Consider the following 16,918-nt stretch of genomic DNA (forward strand, 5'->3'; position numbering starts at 1 on the left):
GCGGTGTTGAAGCTCGCGGCGACTCCGATCGGCAACCTCGGCGACGCGTCGACGCGGCTGCGAGAAGTGCTCGAGGCCGCCGAGGTCATCTGCGCCGAGGACACCCGCACCGCCCAGCGCCTGCTCGCCGGCCTCGGCATCGAGAACCGCCCGCGGCTGATCGCGGTGCACGACCACAACGAGAAGCAGAAGGCCGCCGAGGTCGCGGCGCTCGCCGCGACCCGAGAGGTCGTGCTGCTCAGCGACGCGGGTATGCCGACAGTGAGTGACCCGGGCTACGCCGTGGTCGCCGAGGCCGTCGCACAGGGCGTCGAGCTCACCGTCATCCCCGGTCCGTCCGCCGTCGTCACCGCCCTCGCGCTCGCCGGCCTCCCGACCGATCGGTTCACCTTCGAAGGCTTCGTGCCGCGAAAGAGCGGGGAGCGGGCGTCGGCGTTCGGCGCGCTCGCCGGCGAGCGCCGCACGATGGTGTTCTTCGAGGCGCCGACCCGCCTGGCTGCGACGCTCGCCGACATGGGCGCGGCGTTCGGCGGAGACCGCCGCGCGGCCGTGTGCCGCGAGCTCACGAAGCTGCACGAGGAGGTCGTACGCGGCGGCCTCGCCGAGCTCTCCGCCTGGGCGGAGGCGGGCGTGCGCGGGGAGTGCGTCGTGGTGGTCGCGGGTGCGGTGCCGGTCTCCGTCTCCCTCGACGGCGCCGTCGCGCGGGTGGTCGAGCTCGACCGGGCGGGAACCCGATTGAAGGATGCCGCGACCGCCGTCGCCGCCGAGACGGGACTCGCCTCCCGCGACCTGTACCAAGCGGCCCTCGCGCGCCGCGGCTGAAGAGGCCGTCACAACGGCGAGGAGGGGCATCCGGCCCTTCTAGAATCTATGGGTGACGTCCGGTTCCTCCTTCTACATCACGACGCCGATCTACTACCCGAGCGATGTGCCGCACATCGGCCACGGGTACACGACCGTCGCGGTGGACACCCTTGCCCGCTGGCACCGCCAGGCGGGCGATGACACCTGGATGCTGACGGGAACCGACGAGCACGGGCAGAAGATGCTGCGCGCCGCGGCCGCCAACGGCGTCACCCCGCAGGAGTGGGTCGACAAGCTGGTCGGCGAGGCGTGGTTCCCGCTGCTGACGACGCTGGACGTCTCGAACGACGACTTCATCCGCACCACCCAGGAGCGGCATGAGGAGGGCGTCAAGCGTTTCGTGCAGGCCATCTACGACCGCGGCTACATCTACGCCGGCGAGTACGAGGCGCTGTACTGCGTGGGCTGCGAGGAGTTCAAGCCCGAGAGTGAGATCGTCGACGGCACCGGTCCGTTCGAGGGTCTGAAGGTCTGCGCGATCCACTCCAAGCCGCTCGAGCTGCTGCAGGAGAAGAACTACTTCTTCAAGCTCAGCGAGTTCACCGAGCCCCTGCTGAAGCTCTACAAGGACAACCCCGACTTCATCCGTCCCGAGTCGGCGCGCAACGAGGTCATCTCCTTCGTGCGCTCGGGCCTGAAGGACCTGTCGATCTCGCGCTCCGCGTTCGACTGGGGCATCAAGGTGCCGTGGGACGACACCCACGTCATCTACGTGTGGGTCGACGCGCTGCTGAACTACGCGACCGCCGTCGGCTACGGCGCCGACGAGACCCAGTTCGAGCGCCGGTGGCCGGCGTTCCACGTGGTCGGCAAGGACATCCTGCGCTTCCACGCGGTCATCTGGCCGGCGATGCTGCTCGCGGCGGGTCTCGAGGTTCCGCGCGGCGTGTTCGCGCACGGCTGGCTGCTCGTCGGCGGCGAGAAGATGTCGAAGTCGAAGCTCACCGGCATCGCGCCGACCGAGATCACCGACACGTTCGGCTCCGACGCGTACCGCTTCTACTTCCTGTCGGCGATCGCGTTCGGCCAGGACGGCTCGTTCTCGTGGGAGGACCTCTCCGCCCGCTACCAGGCCGAGCTCGCCAACGGTTTCGGCAACCTCGCCTCCCGCACGATCGCGATGATCGAGCGCTACGTCGAGGGCATCGTGCCGCCGCCGGCCGCGTATGCGGAGGGCGATCTCGAGATCCAGAAGATCGTGGCGGATGCCGCGGCGAACGCCGATGCGGCCATCGAGCGGTTCCGCATCGATGAGGCGATCGCCGCGATCTGGACCATCGTCGACGCCCTCAACGGCTACATCACCGAGAACGAGCCCTGGGTGCTCGCCAAGGAGGACGGCGACCGCGAGCGGCTCGGCACCGTGCTCTACACGGCAGCCGAGGGGCTGCGGGCCCTCGCCGTGCTGCTGAGCCCGGTCACCCCGATCGCGACAGAGAAGCTCTGGATCGCACTCGGCGCCGCGGAGAGCCTGGGGCGCCTGGTCGACCAGCCGCTGCGCGCGGCGGGGAGCTGGGGCATCCTTCGTCCCGGCACATCGGTCAACGGGCTGGCTCCTCTCTTCCCGCGGGTCGAGACCGCGTGAGCGCGCAGGTTCCGAGCGATCCCAGCCAGTACGTGCGCGAGCGCACGGCCGACGGGCGCAAGGACCTGCGCTATCCCGACGCGCCGGAACCCCTCGCCGTCGCCGTCTACGACAACCACACGCACCTCGAGATCGCCGACGGCGACTCCCCGCTGACGCTCGTCGAGCAGCTCGACCGGGCCGAGGCCGTCGGCATCGCCGGCGTCGTGCAGGTGGGCGGCGACATCGAGTCGTCGCAGTGGTGTGCGTGGGCTGCTGAGCAGGACCGCCGGGTGCTCGCCGCCGTCGCCCTGCACCCGAACGAGGCGCCCGAGTACGCCGCCGCCGGACGCCTTGCTGAGGCGATCGAGGTCATCGACGCCCTCGCCGCCCAGCCCCGAGTGCGCGCGGTCGGCGAGACCGGACTCGACTTCTTCCGCACCGGCGAGGACGGCATCGCGGCCCAGGTCGAGAGCTTCGAGGCGCACATCGCGATCGCGAAGCGACACCGCATCGCCATGCAGATCCACGACCGCGACGCACACCAGGCCGTCTTCGACACCCTCGACCGTGTGGGCGCCCCGGAGAAGACCGTGTTCCACTGCTTCTCCGGCGACGCCGACATGGCGCGGGTCGCGACCGACCGCGGCTACTGGCTGAGCTTCGCGGGCAACGTCACGTTCAAGAACGCCGAGAACCTGCGCGACGCCCTCCGCGTGGCGCCGCGCGATCGCATCCTGGTCGAGACGGATGCCCCGTTCCTCACGCCCGCGCCCTACCGCGGTCGCCCGAACGCCCCGTACCTCGTGCCGCTGACCGTGCGGTTCATGGCCGAGACGCTCGAGACCGACCTCGACGAGCTGTGCGCACAGCTCGCGGCGAACACGCTCGCCGTCTACGGCGAGTTCTGAACCGGCTCCGCAACAGCGGTGCGCCGCTCGGTCGGGGTCACACCCCGAACGCGGCGGCGACCTCGCCGAGCACGAGCTCGCCCGAGTCGGCGTCGTAGTCGAAGAGCTCCGCGTAGCGACCCCACTGGATCGCGATGTCCAGCTGCACCCGCGCGTCCGCCCCCGAGAAGCCGCGTCGCAGCAGGTCGAGGAAGAAGTCGTCGCGCAGGGCGCCGTCGTCGCTGTTCTCGAGCGCTGTGAGGATCGTGCGCACGAGCGGGGCGTGGGCCGCGCTGAGGCGTGCGAACAGCTTCTTCGACTCCTGGATGTCCGCGCGTCCCCAGGCGCGACCGTCCTCGGTGAGGAAGAGCTGCGCCCCGTCGACCTCGATGAACCCGAGCAGGGCGGCCGCGTCGACGAGGGGAAGGAGGTCGTCGACCTCGAAGGACAGCTCGTCGGCGAGGTCGGGCAGGTCGGTCTGGCCGTTGTGCGAGTGCACGATCTCGACGAGGCCGGCGAGCCCGCCCACGGACACGTCGGGCAGCGGCGCGCTGAGCGGAGTGGCGGCGACAGGCGCGGCCGCCGTGCCGGGAGCACCGGGGCCGGTGCCGGTCAGCAGGGCGTAGAGCCGATCGACGGTCTGGGCGAAGAGCGGATGCCGCCGGTCGCGCGGGCGGGGGAGCGGCACCTCGACCTCGGCGCGCACGTGCCCGGGGTCGAGCCGAGGACGAAGACGCGGTCGGCCATGAGCACCGCCTCCTCGATGTTGTGGGTCACGATGCAGACCGACTTCGTCGGGAAGTCGGGCTGCGCCCACAGCGACATCACCTCGTTGCGCAGGTTCTCGGCGGTGAGCACGTCGAGAGCCGAGAAGGGCTCATCCATGAGCAGCGCGTCCGGGCGCAGCACCAGGGCGCGCGCGCTCCCCACGCGCTGGCGCATGCCGCCGGAGAGCTCGCGCGGGTACGCCGACTCGAAGCCGTCCAGACCGATCAGGTCGATCGCGTCGAGGGCGCGCTGACGGCGCTCCGCGGCCGACACCGAGCGGGCGGCCAGTCCCAGCTCGACGTTGCCCTGCACGGTCAGCCACGGCATGAGCGCGAACGACTGGAACACCATCCCGACGCCCGGGTTCGCACCGTTGATCGGCCGGCCGCGGTAGCGCAGCTCGCCGCGGCCGCCGACACGTTCGACCTCCTGTCGGTTCCGGGCCGCCTGCACCTGGTGTGGCTGCTCTCGGACGACGAATCGGATGTCACGACCCTCGCTGAGCGCACCGGGGCGACGATCCCCGCGACGAGCCAGCAGCTCGCGAAGCTGCGCGCCGCCGGTGTCGTCAGCGCACGCCGGCAGGGACGCCGGCAGCTCTATCGGGTCGACGATCCGCACATCGTCGCGGTGGTCGCGGCGATGCTCGACCACATCGCGCCCGACGGCACGCTCGCCGCGCCCCCGGACCCTCGGCGCCCACCGCGCCAGCCGCGCTTCGTGCGGGCGTGACCGCGAACCGGACGGCACCGGGCCGCGGCATCCGTCACCTCTTGGGTGCCGCCACGAACAGCGTCTCGGTCTTCTCGAGCTCCATGCCCTTGGTCTCCGGCACCTTCAGCAGCACGTAGACGAAGGAGAGGGCCGCGAACACGGCGTACATGCCGTAGGTGAGCGGCAGCGACCACGCCGACATCGAGGGGAACGAGACCGTGATGACGAAGTTCGCGATCCACTGCGCCGCGGCCGCGACGCCGAGCGCGCGACCGCGGATGCGGCTCGGGAAGATCTCGCCCAGCAGCACCCACACGAGCGGGCCCCACGACGCGCCGAACCCGATGACGAACAGATTCGCGGCGACGAGCGCGATCGGGCCCCAGGCGCCCGGGAGGGACACCTCGCCGTTCACCGTGACCGAGAAGGTGAACGCGAGCGCCATGATGCCCAGCGACAGGGTCATCAGCACCGAGCCGACCAGCAGGATGGGCTTTCGGCCCACCCGGTCGACGAGGAAGATCGCGACCAGGGTGACGACGACGTTCGTGACCGAGGTGATGACGCTGATGACCAGCGAGTCACCCTCGGTGAACCCGACCGCGCGCCACAGCGTCGTCGAGTAGTAGAAGATCACGTTGATGCCGACGAACTGCTGGAACACCGACAGGATGATGCCCACCCAGACGATCGGCTGAAGTCCGAGCACGTGTCCGCGCAGCGACGCCTTCTTGGTGGTGCGGTCCGCGCTGATCGCGTTCGTCAGCTCGCGCAGGGTCTGCTCCAGGTCGGCCGGCGGCACGAGGCGGGCGAAGATCGCGCGCGCCTCGTCGGTGCGGCCGGCGGCGAGAAGGAAGCGCGGGGACTCGGGGAGGGTGAGAGCCAGGATCCCGTAGACCGCCGAGGGGATCACCCCGACGATGAACATCCAGCGCCAGGCCTCCAGGCCGAGCCAGAGCGTGTTCGCGGCGCCATCGGCCCACGTCGCGAGCAGCGCGTCGGACAGCAGTGCCCCGAAGATGCCGAGCGTGATCGCGAGCTGCTGCAGCGACGCCAGCGATCCGCGGATCTGACGCGGTGCGATCTCGGCGATATAGGCCGGCGCGACGACAGAGGCGATGCCGATGCCGAGGCCGCTCACCACGCGCCACAGGATCAGGTCGGGAACGCTGAAGGTGAGGCCCGCGCCGATCGAGGAGACGAAGAACAGGCCGGCGCCGAGCAGCATGACGCGCAGGCGCCCCCAGCGATCGGAGAGCGAGCCGGCGATCATCGCGCCGACGGCGCACCCGAGGAGCGCCACCGCGACGACGAAGCCCGTCAGTGCCGAGCCGAGGGAGAAGTGCCCGCCGATCGAGTCGACCGCGCCGTTGATGACCGACGAGTCGAAGCCGAACAGGAAACCTCCGACGGCCGCCGCGACCGACAGCCCCACCGCCCGTCGCCCGAAGGGGCTGCGCAGAGAGAAGGCGTCGGCGGGGATCGTTCCAGTGCTCACCGCACCACCCTAGTGGCGCCCGGAGGGGCGGGTCGGGGTTGACTCCGCGCCTCGTTAGGGTGAGGGGGTGACCGTGCATCTGCTCGGCGCGGCCGAGATCCGCGCCCTCGCCGCCGAGCTCGACGTCACCCCGACGAAGAAGCTCGGCCAGAACTTCGTGCACGACCCCGGCACCGTGCGCAAGATCGTGGCCGCGGCATCCGTCACGGCCGACGACCGCGTCGTCGAGGTCGGCCCGGGGCTCGGGTCGCTGACGCTCGCGATCTTGGAGACCGGCGCCCGGGTGACCGCGGTCGAGATCGACCACCGCCTCGCCGCGCGACTTCCGCAGACCGCCGCCGACCACGGTGTCGAGGACGGTGCCCTCACCGTGGTCGACGCCGACGCGCTCACGATCACCTCGCTGCCGGGGGAGCCGACGGTGCTCGTCGCGAATCTGCCGTACAACGTGTCCGTGCCCGTGCTGCTCCACTTCATGGAGACCTTCCCGCGTCTCGACCGCGGCGTCGTGATGGTGCAGGCCGAAGTCGGCGAGCGGCTCGCCGCGGGGCCGGGTTCCAAGGTCTACGGCGCCCCCAGCGTCAAGGCGTCGTGGTACGGCGACTGGCGCCTGGTCGGCACGGTGTCGCGCATGGTGTTCTGGCCCGTGCCCAATGTCGACAGCGTGCTCGTGGGATTCGCCCGCGCGCACGCGGCGCGAGGCACCGAGGCCGAGCGGCAGACGACGTTCCGCATCGTCGACGCGGCCTTCCAACAGCGCCGCAAGATGCTGCGGCAGGCGCTCTCCGGGGTGCTCGGCGGGTCGTCCGCGGCGGCCAGTGCGCTGCTCGAGAGCGCGGATGTCGCCCCCACCGCCCGCGGTGAGGACCTCACCGTCGAGGACTACCTGCGCATCGCCCGCGCGGCGGCTAGCCTGGGCGGGTGAGCACAGAGCCGCGTATCCGACCCTCCGTCCCCGACATCCACCGGCCCTACACGGCGGCCCCGGATCGGTACGACCTCACCGAGTACCGTCAGGTCGGGACATCCGGTCTCTACCTCCCGCCGATCTCGCTCGGCCTGTGGTGGAACTTCGGCGACAACGTCGCCTTCGACACGCAGCGCGGCATCCTCCGGCACGCCTTCGACCGCGGCATCATCCACTTCGACCTGGCCAACAACTACGGTCCTCCCTACGGCGCCGCGGAGACCAACTTCGGACGCATGCTGCGCGAGGACTTCAAGCCCTACCGGGACGAGCTGGTCGTGTCGTCCAAGGCGGGGTGGGACATGTGGCCCGGGCCGCACGGCGACCTCGGCAGCCGCAAGTACATTCTCGCGAGCGCCGATCAGTCGCTGACGAGGCTCGGGCTCGACTACGTCGACATCTTCTACTCCCACCGGGTCGATCCCGACACTCCCGTCGAGGAGACCATCGGCGCGCTCGACACGCTCGTGCGCCAGGGCAAGGCGCTCTACGTGGGCATCTCGTCGTACTCCGCGGAGCGCACCGCGGTCGCCGCGGCGGTGGCCCGCAGCCTCGGCACGCCGCTGATCATCCATCAGCCCGCCTACTCGATCCTCAACCGGTGGATCGAGGACGGTCTGACGGGCGTCCTCGCCGAAGAGGGCATGTCGGCTATCGCCTTCACGCCGCTCGCCCAGGGGCTCCTGACCGGCAAGTACCTCGGCGACGGCAAGGCCAAGCGCTCGCAGCCGCGCGACAGCCTGCCCGACCGGGCGCTGTCGCACCAGGCGATCGCGTCGCTGCGATCACTGAACACGATCGCGAAGGAGCGCGGTCAGACGCTCGCGCAGATGGCGATCCAGTGGGTGCTGCGCGAGCCCACCGTGTGCTCGGCGCTCATGGGGGCCTCCAGCATCGAGCAGCTCGACGAGAACCTGGCCGCCCTCACCGGACCGGCCTTCGACACCGACGAGCTCGAGCGCATCGACGCGCTGTCGGATGTCATCGACGTCAACCTGTGGGCGGAATCATCGAAGCTGTGATCCTCCCCGCCCCGACGGTGCACGTGCGCGCCCCGGGCAAGATCAACCTCTTCTTCGAGGTCGGCGCGCTCGGCGCCGACGGGTACCACGACGTCGCCTCGGCGTACCAGGCCGTCTCCGCGTACGAGGACGTGTGGGCCTCGGCGTCGGACGACCTGACGATCGAGGTCACCGGATCGGTGGATGTCGCGGGCGTCCCACTCGACGCCCGCAACCTCGCCGTGCGCGCCGCGCAGCTGGTCGCGGACGAGGCGGGCATCGACGCGGGCGTGCACCTGCGCATCGTCAAGGGTGTGCCCGTCGCAGGTGGGATGGGCGGAGGATCCGCGGATGCCGCAGCCGCCCTCGTCGCGTGCGACGCGCTGTGGGGAACCGGTATCTCGCCGATCCGGCTGCGGGAGCTGGCGGCCGAACTCGGTGCCGACGTGCCGTTCGCGCTCACCGGCGGCACGGCGATCGGGCTGGGGCGCGGCGACGACCTGAGTCCTGCCCTGGCGCGCGGGCGTTTCGACTGGGTGATCGTCACGAGCGAGGACGGCCTGTCGACTCCGGCCGTGTTCGCCGCCCTCGACGCGCACCGCGACGACGCCTCGCTCGACATCGTGCCCGCGCGTCGGCCGATGGTCGATGACGCCGTTCTGCATGCGCTGCGCGCGGGCGATGCGCACATGCTCGCCGCGAGCCTTCGCAATGATCTGCAGCAGGCCGCGCTCGCGCTGCGACCCGACCTCGCCGACCTGCTCGAGACGGGTCGCGCCGCCGGCGCCCTCGAAGGGATCGTCTCGGGTTCGGGTCCCACGGTCGCGTTCCTCGCGGCGGGCCCCGAGGCCGCCATCGACCTGCAGATCGGGCTCTCGGCCGCCGGGCACGTCGCGCACCACGTGCACGGCCCGGTGCCGGGGGCACGCGTCATCCACGACGACTGATCGGGCGCACCGCGCCGCTGGAGGAGATCATGAACGACACCGCCGTCGCCGCCTTCCTGGCGGCCCCGCTCGATGAGCGTCAGGCGCGCCGGCTCAGCGACCTGGGGCTGCGCGCCGACCTCGTCACGGACGAGGACCGTGCCGCCTCGGACGGCTGGATCGAGGCCGTCTCCCGCGGATTCCTCGGCACCGAGCGCTCCGAGGTGCAGCGCCAGGCCGCGTTCGACGGGCTGCGGGCGCGTCGCCGGTTGGGCGTCTACGACGACTCCGCCCCGGTGCCCGGCACCCCTGTCGCGACGTTCGCATCGTGGCTCGCCGAGCTCACCGTCCCCGGGCCGGCGCTCATCGACACGGCCGCCATCAGCTCCGTCACCGTCGCCCCCACCCATCGACGGCGGGGTCTCGCGCGGGCGATGATGGAGGGCGAGTTGCGGGCCGCGGCATCCGCCGGCGTGCCGGTTGCGACCCTCACCGTGAGCGAGTCGACGCTCTACGGCCGGTACGGCTTCGCCCCCGCCGCCGAGGCTGCGCACTGGCGGATCGAGGCGAAGCGCGCCGGATGGATCGGTCCGGTCTCGCCGGGACGCGTGGACTTCGTGCCGAGAGTCGACGCACGCGTCCTGATCGAGCCGCTGTACGACCGCGTGCGCCTCGCCCGGCCGGGCGAGATCACGATGCCGGCCGGCCACTGGGACCGCTTCCTGCGCACGCGTCCTGACTCGGAGAAGGGCGAAGAGCTGCGCACCGTCGTCTACACGACGGTGGCGGGGGAGGTGACCGGCGTGGCGCTCTACAGCGTGACGGAGTCGCACGACGACTTCGCCCGATCGACCCTCGAGGTCGTGTACCTCCTCGCGCTCGACGACGAGTCCTACGCGGGTCTCTGGCGCTTCTTCCTCGAGATGGATCTGATCGGCTGGATCGAGGCGACCGAGCTCTCGGTCGACGAGCCGCTGCTCTGGATGATCGCCGACCAGCGTGCCGCACAGCGCACGGTGCGCGATCACCACTACGTGCGCATCCTCGATGTCGTCGCCGCCCTCGAGGCCCGTCGCTACAGCGGCGCCGGGCGCGTGGTGATCGAGATCGCCGACCCGCTCGGGTTCGCCGCCGGCCGTGTGCTGCTCGATGTGGACGGGCGCGGCGTCGGTTCGGTGCGCCCCGCCGACGCGACGACGGATGCCCCGTCCCTCCGCCTCGGCATCGCCGAACTGTCGGCCGCCTACCTGGGAGGGGTGCGTCTCGCGACCCTCGCTGCGGCGGGACGGGTCACGGGTGACGGGGTGGCCGCGGCATCCGCTCTGTTCGCCGCGCCGCAGGCGCCCAGGCTGAGCTTCTGGTACTGATGCGGGCATAGCGCACGACATCCGGCGTCACAATCCCGTCCGAAATGTCCGCCGCTGCGAATAGCGTATGCGTGAGCGGTGATCGCCGCCCGCGATGCGAGCGGCCGGCGGCCGCCCCGAACGGAGGACGCAATGCAGGCGCGACTGGGCGACACCGTGATCGCCGAGGCCGATGAGGCCGATCTGATCCGTATCGAAGGCAACTGGTACTTCCCGCCGGCGGCGGTGCGTGAGGGTGTACTCACCACCAGCCCGACGCCGTACACGTGCCCCTGGAAGGGCGCGTGCCAGTACTTCACCGTGACCGTCGACGGGCATGCGCTCACCGACCGGGCATGGAGCTACCCCGAGCCCTACCCCACCGCGATCGAGAAGGTCGGCGCCGACTTCTCCGGGTACGTCGCGTTCTGGAAAGAGATCGAGATCACCGACTGAGAGGACGACCGATGATCGAATTCTCGGCCGTATCCAAGACCTTCCCCGACGGCACCCGCGCCGTCGCCGACTTCTCCCTGCAGCTTCCCGCACGGTCCACCACCGTGTTCGTGGGCTCCTCGGGCTGCGGCAAGACCACCCTGCTGCGCATGATCAACCGCATGGTCGAGCCGACCGCCGGGCGCATCGAGATCGATGGAGAGAACATCGCCGATCGGTCGGCCGTGGCCCTGCGCCGCAGCATCGGCTACGTTATGCAGAACGCGGGGCTGCTGCCGCACCTCAGCGTCGTCGACAACATCGCCACGGTTCCGCGGCTCACCGGTGCCACCCGCCGTGCCGCGCGGGCGCGGGCGCTCGAACTGATGGACACGGTCGGGCTCGATCGTGCGCTCGCCGCGCGGTATCCGAACCAGCTCTCGGGCGGTCAGCAGCAGCGCGTGGGCGTCGCGCGAGGGCTCGCGGCGGATCCGAACATCCTCCTGATGGACGAGCCCTTCGGTGCCGTCGACCCCATCGTTCGTGCCGAGCTGCAACAGGAACTCCTGCGTCTGCAGCGCGACATCGGCAAGACGATCGTGTTCGTCACCCACGACATCGACGAGGCGTTCCTGCTCGGCGACCAGGTCGTCATCCTCGCGAAGGGTGCCGCGATCGCCCAGGTCGGCACGCCCGACGAGATCATCGAGGCGCCCGCCGACGACTTCGTGCGATCGTTCATCGGAGCTGACCGGGGTAAGCGTGCGCTGTCGCTGCGACCGACCGCGGGCGGCGGAACGGCCGTCGTCGACGCCGACGGCCGCACCCAGGGCATCCTCGCGACCGAGGGCGCGTCGTCGTGATCTGGGTCGGCGACAACCTCGGCCTCATCGCGGGGCTCGCGGTCTCGCACCTGCGCCAGAGCCTGATCGCCATCGTGCTCGGACTCGTGATCGCCATCCCGCTCGGCTGGGCGGCGTGGCGCTACCGCCTGCTGCGCGGCTGGCTGATCACCGTGACCGGGCTGCTCTACACGATCCCCTCGCTCGCGCTGCTGATCATCCTGCCGTCTGTGTTCGGATACTCCGCGCTGAGCGAGACGAACCTCATCGTGGCGCTCACGATCTACGCCGTCGCGATCCTCGTGCGCTCGGTGGTCGACGGCTTGCAGTCGGTCGACCCGTCCGTGCGGCAGGCGGCGGTCGCGCTCGGCTACGGCGGTGCGCGTCGCTTCTTCACTGTCGACCTGCCGCTCGCCGGCCCGGTGATCCTCGCCGGGCTGCGGGTGACATCCGTCTCCACGATCGCGCTCGCCACCGTCGGCATCCTCGTCGGCGTCGAGAACCTCGGCTACCTGTTCACCAACGGCCTGCAGCGCCGCATCACCGAAGAGGTGCTCGCGGGTGTCGTCGCGGTGATGGTCATCGCGCTGCTGATCGACGCGCTGCTGGTACTCGGGGGGCGCCTGCTCATGCCCTGGGCTCGACGCTCCCGCACCGTCCGCGCACGTACCCGCCGGGTGCTCGCCGGGGCAGAGGTCGCCTGATGGATCTGTTCACCGGGGCCCTCGCCTGGATCTTCTCGCCCGATCGACTGACCGGAACGGACGCGCTGCCCATCCTGTTCGCGCAGCAGCTGTACTACACGTTCCTCTCGGTGCTCATCGCGGCGCTCATCGCGGTGCCGCTCGGCTGGCTCATCGGGCACACCGGCCGCGGTCGCGAGGTCGCCGTAGCCGTCTCGGGCGCCGCCCGTGCCATCCCGTCCTTCGGACTTCTGATCTTCCTCGTGCTGCTGCTCGGCGTGCTGCACAAGCCCGAGGCCGCGGTGATCACCTTCGTGCTGCTCGGCATCCCGCCGCTGCTCGCCGGCGCCTACACCGGCTTCGAGGCGATCGACCGCCGCACGATCGACGCGGCGCGCGCGGTCGGCATGACCGAATGGCAGATCCTCTGGAAGGTCGAGGTTCCGCTCGGGCTGCCGCTGCTGCTGGGAGGACTGCGCTCGGCCGTGCTGCAGGTCGTCGCGACGGTGACGATCGCCGCCTACGTCAACCTCGGCGGACTCGGGCTGCCGATCATCACCGCGCTGAACCTCCGCCAGTACGACGTCGTGCTCGGCGGGGCCATCCTCGTCGCCGTGTTGGCGCTCGTCCTCGACGCGATCCTGGCGCTCGCTCAGTGGGCCTCGGTGCCGCGTGGCGTGCGTCAGCACGGCACCTCACGCCGGGAACGGCGCGCCGCGGCATCCGCTCTCGCCGTCACGTGACGTCACACCGTCTTGCTCCATCCCCCTCCACCCCCAAGAATCGCCCAGAACCTCGGTTCACGCACCCAGAGAGGACACCATGTCTACAGCACGCACGGCACGCGTCATCGGCGCCGCCGCCATCGCCGCTGTCGCCGCACTCGCCCTGAGCGCCTGCGGCTCCAGCAGCTCGATCGCCGGCCCCACCGCGACGAGCGCGGGAGGCTCGATCGTCATCGGATCGCAGGCCTACTACTCGAACGAGATCATCGCCGAGATCTACGCCCAGGCCCTCGAAGGCGCCGGCAAGACCGTCACCCGCCAGTTCAACATCGGCCAGCGCGACGCCTACATCCCGCAGCTCAAGAGCGGCGCGATCACCCTGTTCCCCGAGTACTCCGGCAACCTGCTGCAGTACTTCGACGCGAACACCACCGCCCGGTCGGCCGACGACGTCTACGCCGCCCTGCAGACCGCCCTGCCGTCGAATCTCACGGTGCTGAACCAGTCGACCGCGACCGATCAGGACTCCTACACGGTCACGAAGGCGTTCGCCGACAAGTACGGGCTCACCACCATCGCCGACCTCTCGAAGGTCACCGAGCCGCTCACCCTCGGCGGACCGCCCGAGCTCGCCGAGCGTCCGTACGGCCCGACCGGCCTGAAGTCCACCTACGGCGTGACCGTCGCGTTCTCGGCGACCGGTGACACCACCGTGCAGGACCTCGTCGCCGGTACCGTCAACGTCGCCAACGTGTACACGGCCGACCCGAGCATCCAGACCGACAACCTGGTCGTGCTGAAGGACCCGAAGGCGCTCTTCCTCGCGTCGAACGTGGTGCCGGTCGTCGCCAAGAGCATCGAGAGCGACGTCGCCGACGTCATCAACCAGGTGAGCGCCGCGCTCACGCCCGAGAAGCTCGTCGCCCTCAACGTGCAGAGCACGGTCGACAAGCAGTCGCCGGCCGACATCGCGAAGGCGTTCCTCGCGGCGAACAACATCAAGTAGGCGGTGCACGAGGGGTGAGTGGGCTGCGCGGTGATCGATGCCGGTCGTTGTCAGCCCACCGCTTCGCCGAGCTCGAGCCAGCGCTCCTCGAGTTCGACGGTCTCGGTGGTGAGCTGATCGCGCTCGGTCTGCAGCGCCACGAGCGCGGCGTAGTCGTCGTGCGCGTCGGCGAGCCGCACATCGACCGCCGAGATCTGCTCCGCGAGCTTCGCGAGTCGCCGGTCGATGGCCGCGAGCTCCTTCTCGGCCGCCCGGCGTTCGGCGCCCGAGAGGGCCGGGGTCGATGCGGCGGGGGTGGATGCCGCGGCCCGGGGCGCGGCGGTCGCGGGGCGTGACGCGGCATCCGTCATCGCGGCCCGCAGGCGCAGGTACTCATCGACGCCGCCGGGCAGGTGGCGGAAGCGGTGGTCGAGCACGGCGTACTGCTGATCGGTGACGCGCTCCATGAAATAGCGATCGTGGGAGACGACCAGCAGGGTGCCCGGCCACGTGTCGAGCAGGTCCTCGAGGGCGGCGAGCATGTCCGTGTCCATGTCGTTGGTCGGCTCGTCGAGGATGAGCACGTTCGGTTCGCCCATGAGCACCAGCAGCAGCTGCAGGCGCCGCTTCTGACCGCCGGAGAGGTCGCCGACCGGCGTCGACAGCTCCGATGCGCGAAAGCCGAGCCGTTCGAGCAGCTGGGCGGGCGTGAGCTCCTTGCCGCCGGCGACGTAGGTCGTCTTCTGCTCGGCCAGCACCTCGCGCACCCGCAGGCGTTCGACCGGCTCGAGCTCGGTGAGCCGCTGCGTCAGGTGCGCGACCTTGACGGTCTGCCCCCGCTTGACGCGCCCGGACGTGGGGGCGAGGGTGCCGGCCACGAGTGCGAGCAGGGTCGACTTGCCCGCGCCGTTCGCCCCGAGGATGCCGGTGCGCTCGCCGGGGGCGATGCGCCACTCCACTCGATCGAGCACGGGCTTCTCGTCGAACGAGACGGAGGCGTCGACGAGGTCGACAACGTCCTTTCCGAGTCGGGCGGTGGCGAGCTTGGTCAGCTCGATGCCGTTGCGCGGGTCGGGCTCGCCCTCGATCAGCTGGGTCGCCGCATCGATGCGGAACTTCGGCTTGGACGTGCGCGCCGGGGCCCCTCGGCGCAGCCACGCGAGCTCCTTGCGCAGCAGGTTGCGGCGCTTGTCCTCGGCGACGGCGGCCTGCCGGTCGCGTTCGACGCGCTGCAGGATGTATGCCCCGTACCCGCCCTCGAACGGCTCCACCTCGCCGTCGTGCACCTCCCACATGCGCGTGCAGACGGCGTCGAGGAACCAGCGGTCGTGCGTGACGACCAGAAGGGCTCCGGATGTCGCGCTCCACCGCGCCCGCAGGTGCTCCGCGAGCCAGGTGATGCCTTCGACGTCCAGGTGGTTGGTGGGCTCGTCGAGGGCGACGACATCCCAGTCGCCGACGAGCAGACGCGCGAGCGCGACCCGGCGACGTTGGCCGCCGGAAAGCGTGTCGACGTCGGCGTCGAGGGCGAGATCGCCGACGAGCCCCTTGAGCACGTCGCGCACCCGGGCGTCCCCGAGCCACTCGTGCTCGGGCCGGTCGCCGACGATCGTGTGCTGCACGCTGCCGGACTCCGGCAGGGCGTCGTCCTGGGCGAGCATGCCGACGCGGATGCCGCCGCGCACCGTCACCTTGCCGGCATCCGGTGCGTACCGCTGCATGAGCACGCGCATGAGGGTCGACTTGCCGTCGCCGTTGCGGCCGACGATGCCGATACGGTCGCCGTCGGCGACACCGACGGTGACGTCGTCGAGCACCACCTTCGCCGGGAACTCGACGTGCAGGTGCTCACCGCCCAGCAGATGCGCCATCCCTCCAGCGTAGGCGGCGCCGTCGGCCCGGCCGTCCGGTTTCAGCGCGAGGGGGACCAGCCCGTCTCGTGCAGACGCTCGATGCCGTCCAGGATGAGGTCGAGCGCGAATTCGAACTCCGTCTCGTCGTCGCATCCGGGTCCGACGATCGAGTCGGAGTCGTGCATGACGGACGCCGCCGACTCCAGCACGTACGGCCAGCGCTGGGCGAGCATCGCGGCCGCCGCCGCGAGCGCCTGCGGATCGGTCGGCGGCGGCGCCGACGCGTACACCTCCTGGGTGAAGCCCCACAGGCGGCTGCCCAGGGCGTGCATCGCGTGGTGCACGAGTGCGACCGAGAGTCCGCCCTCGCGGAGGGTGCGGATCATCGCCTCCTGCTGGTCGAGCACGACAGGGCTCGGGGAGGTGCGCGTCTCGATCGCACGCCACATCCACGGATGGCGCAGCATGACGCCGCGTGCCGCGAGCACTCGCCGCCGCGCCGCCGCCTTCCAGTGCGTGCCGGGCTCGACGTCCGGCGAGATGCTCGCGAGCACGGCGTCGACCATCCGGTCGACCAGCTCGTCCCGGTTGCGCACGTGCTTGTAGAGGGCCATCGGCACGACGTCCAGGCGCTCGGCGAGAGGTCGCATGCTCAGGGCGTCGTAGCCGGTCTCGTCGGCGAGCGCGATCGCGGTCGCGAGGATGCGATCGAGCGTCAGAGCCGCGCGCCGCGGGCTCTCGACCGCGTCATCGCCGCGCGCGGCCACGGGACCAGACATCCGTGTCCTCCTCCGCTTGACGGGTGTACGCCGTCCACCCTAGTCTTCGAGAAGACAAGTGTACGCCGTACACCTCCT

General features: G+C 70.8%; 18 protein-coding genes. 13 read left to right on the forward strand and 5 right to left on the reverse strand.

Annotated features, from left to right (window positions below; all coding sequences use genetic code 11):
* The first annotated feature begins 3 nt into the window (after positions 1-3).
* The 3 genes from rsmI to RR49_RS13610 are packed head-to-tail and all read left to right on the forward strand — an operon-like array spanning position 4 to position 3,339.
* Positions 4-822, forward strand: a complete 819-nt coding sequence (rsmI, locus tag RR49_RS13600) for a 16S rRNA (cytidine(1402)-2'-O)-methyltransferase (RefSeq protein WP_045248639.1) — start codon at positions 4-6, stop codon at positions 820-822.
* Positions 823-874: 52 nt separating this feature from the next.
* Entirely contained in the window at positions 875-2,449 is a 1,575-nt protein-coding gene (gene metG / locus RR49_RS13605) for a methionine--tRNA ligase (RefSeq protein WP_045248640.1), read from the forward strand.
* Positions 2,446-3,339, forward strand: coding sequence for a TatD family hydrolase (locus tag RR49_RS13610; protein ID WP_045248641.1), 894 nt, complete (start codon positions 2,446-2,448; stop codon positions 3,337-3,339). Before metG ends, RR49_RS13610 begins: the two co-directional genes overlap by 4 nt.
* Positions 3,340-3,376: 37 nt before the next feature.
* On the opposite strand, the gene RR49_RS16015 is transcribed toward RR49_RS13610, so the two are convergent.
* A complete protein-coding gene (locus tag RR49_RS16015) occupies positions 3,377-4,006 on the reverse strand; it encodes an AAA-associated domain-containing protein (RefSeq protein WP_211255167.1) in 630 nt (209 codons plus the stop codon).
* A complete protein-coding gene (locus RR49_RS16010; RefSeq protein WP_048808813.1) occupies positions 3,931-4,539 on the reverse strand; it encodes an ABC transporter ATP-binding protein in 609 nt (202 codons plus the stop codon). Before RR49_RS16010 ends, RR49_RS16015 begins: the two co-directional genes overlap by 76 nt.
* 3 nt (positions 4,540-4,542) lie before the next feature.
* On the opposite strand from RR49_RS16010, the gene RR49_RS13620 reads away from it, so the two are divergent.
* Complete coding sequence (locus RR49_RS13620; protein WP_342666965.1) at positions 4,543-4,818, forward strand: ArsR/SmtB family transcription factor; 276 nt, start codon at positions 4,543-4,545, stop codon at positions 4,816-4,818.
* A gap of 34 nt (positions 4,819-4,852) precedes the next feature.
* On the opposite strand, the gene RR49_RS13625 is transcribed toward RR49_RS13620, so the two are convergent.
* Positions 4,853-6,298, reverse strand: a complete 1,446-nt coding sequence (locus RR49_RS13625; RefSeq protein ID WP_045248642.1) for a sugar porter family MFS transporter — start codon at positions 6,296-6,298, stop codon at positions 4,853-4,855.
* 67 nt (positions 6,299-6,365) lie between these two features.
* Between RR49_RS13625 and rsmA the strand changes: the two genes are divergently transcribed.
* The 9 genes from rsmA to RR49_RS13670 all read left to right on the forward strand — a co-directional run bounded on the left by rsmA (position 6,366) and on the right by RR49_RS13670 (position 14,229).
* Entirely contained in the window at positions 6,366-7,223 is an 858-nt protein-coding gene (gene rsmA / locus RR49_RS13630; protein ID WP_045248643.1) for a 16S rRNA (adenine(1518)-N(6)/adenine(1519)-N(6))-dimethyltransferase RsmA, read from the forward strand.
* Complete coding sequence (locus RR49_RS15740; protein WP_045248644.1) at positions 7,220-8,287, forward strand: aldo/keto reductase; 1,068 nt, start codon at positions 7,220-7,222, stop codon at positions 8,285-8,287. The genes rsmA and RR49_RS15740 overlap by 4 nt, the downstream gene beginning before the upstream one ends.
* Complete coding sequence (locus RR49_RS15735) at positions 8,275-9,213, forward strand: 4-(cytidine 5'-diphospho)-2-C-methyl-D-erythritol kinase (RefSeq protein WP_045248726.1); 939 nt, start codon at positions 8,275-8,277, stop codon at positions 9,211-9,213. The genes RR49_RS15740 and RR49_RS15735 overlap by 13 nt, the downstream gene beginning before the upstream one ends.
* A 29-nt stretch (positions 9,214-9,242) precedes the next feature.
* Entirely contained in the window at positions 9,243-10,559 is a 1,317-nt protein-coding gene (locus tag RR49_RS13645) for a GNAT family N-acetyltransferase (protein WP_048808816.1), read from the forward strand.
* Between the two features lie 132 nt (positions 10,560-10,691).
* Positions 10,692-10,994 (forward strand): DUF427 domain-containing protein, encoded by a 303-nt coding sequence (locus tag RR49_RS13650; RefSeq protein ID WP_045248645.1) that lies wholly within the window; start codon positions 10,692-10,694, stop codon positions 10,992-10,994.
* Between the two features lie 11 nt (positions 10,995-11,005).
* Positions 11,006-11,836 carry an ABC transporter ATP-binding protein gene (locus RR49_RS13655; RefSeq protein ID WP_045248646.1) on the forward strand — a complete coding sequence of 277 codons (831 nt, stop codon included), beginning with the start codon at positions 11,006-11,008 and terminating at the stop codon, positions 11,834-11,836.
* A complete protein-coding gene (locus RR49_RS13660; RefSeq protein WP_045248647.1) occupies positions 11,833-12,519 on the forward strand; it encodes an ABC transporter permease in 687 nt (228 codons plus the stop codon). Before RR49_RS13655 ends, RR49_RS13660 begins: the two co-directional genes overlap by 4 nt.
* A complete protein-coding gene (locus tag RR49_RS13665) occupies positions 12,519-13,241 on the forward strand; it encodes an ABC transporter permease (protein ID WP_045248648.1) in 723 nt (240 codons plus the stop codon). The genes RR49_RS13660 and RR49_RS13665 overlap by 1 nt, the downstream gene beginning before the upstream one ends.
* A gap of 79 nt (positions 13,242-13,320) precedes the next feature.
* Positions 13,321-14,229 (forward strand): ABC transporter substrate-binding protein, encoded by a 909-nt coding sequence (locus RR49_RS13670; RefSeq protein ID WP_045248649.1) that lies wholly within the window; start codon positions 13,321-13,323, stop codon positions 14,227-14,229.
* A 50-nt stretch (positions 14,230-14,279) separates the two neighbouring features.
* Here the strand turns inward: RR49_RS13670 and RR49_RS13675 are convergent, their stop codons facing one another.
* Positions 14,280-16,079 (reverse strand): ABC-F family ATP-binding cassette domain-containing protein, encoded by a 1,800-nt coding sequence (locus tag RR49_RS13675; RefSeq protein ID WP_045248650.1) that lies wholly within the window; start codon positions 16,077-16,079, stop codon positions 14,280-14,282.
* A 41-nt stretch (positions 16,080-16,120) separates the two neighbouring features.
* On the reverse strand, positions 16,121-16,840 hold the full coding sequence (locus RR49_RS13680; protein ID WP_045248651.1) for a TetR/AcrR family transcriptional regulator: 720 nt from the start codon (positions 16,838-16,840) through the stop codon (positions 16,121-16,123).
* Between the last annotated feature and the right edge of the window lie 78 nt (positions 16,841-16,918).

Origin of the sequence: Microbacterium ginsengisoli, from assembly GCF_000956535.1 — a bacterium.
Classification (GTDB): domain Bacteria; phylum Actinomycetota; class Actinomycetes; order Actinomycetales; family Microbacteriaceae; genus Microbacterium; species Microbacterium ginsengisoli.

What these genes read in the sequence shown, in the direction of transcription:
- RR49_RS13645 (WP_048808816.1), top strand. Translation starts at nt 9,243, where the DNA reads ATGAACGACACCGCCGTCGCCGCCTTCCTGGCGGCCCCGCTCGATGAG.
- RR49_RS13650 (WP_045248645.1), top strand. Translation starts at nt 10,692, where the DNA reads ATGCAGGCGCGACTGGGCGACACCGTGATCGCCGAGGCCGATGAGGCC.
- RR49_RS13655 (WP_045248646.1), top strand. Translation starts at nt 11,006, where the DNA reads ATGATCGAATTCTCGGCCGTATCCAAGACCTTCCCCGACGGCACCCGC.
- RR49_RS13665 (WP_045248648.1), top strand. Translation starts at nt 12,519, where the DNA reads ATGGATCTGTTCACCGGGGCCCTCGCCTGGATCTTCTCGCCCGATCGA.
- RR49_RS13670 (WP_045248649.1), top strand. Translation starts at nt 13,321, where the DNA reads ATGTCTACAGCACGCACGGCACGCGTCATCGGCGCCGCCGCCATCGCC.
- RR49_RS13675 (WP_045248650.1), bottom strand. Translation starts at nt 16,079, where the DNA reads ATGGCGCATCTGCTGGGCGGTGAGCACCTGCACGTCGAGTTCCCGGCG.
- RR49_RS13680 (WP_045248651.1), bottom strand. Translation starts at nt 16,840, where the DNA reads ATGTCTGGTCCCGTGGCCGCGCGCGGCGATGACGCGGTCGAGAGCCCG.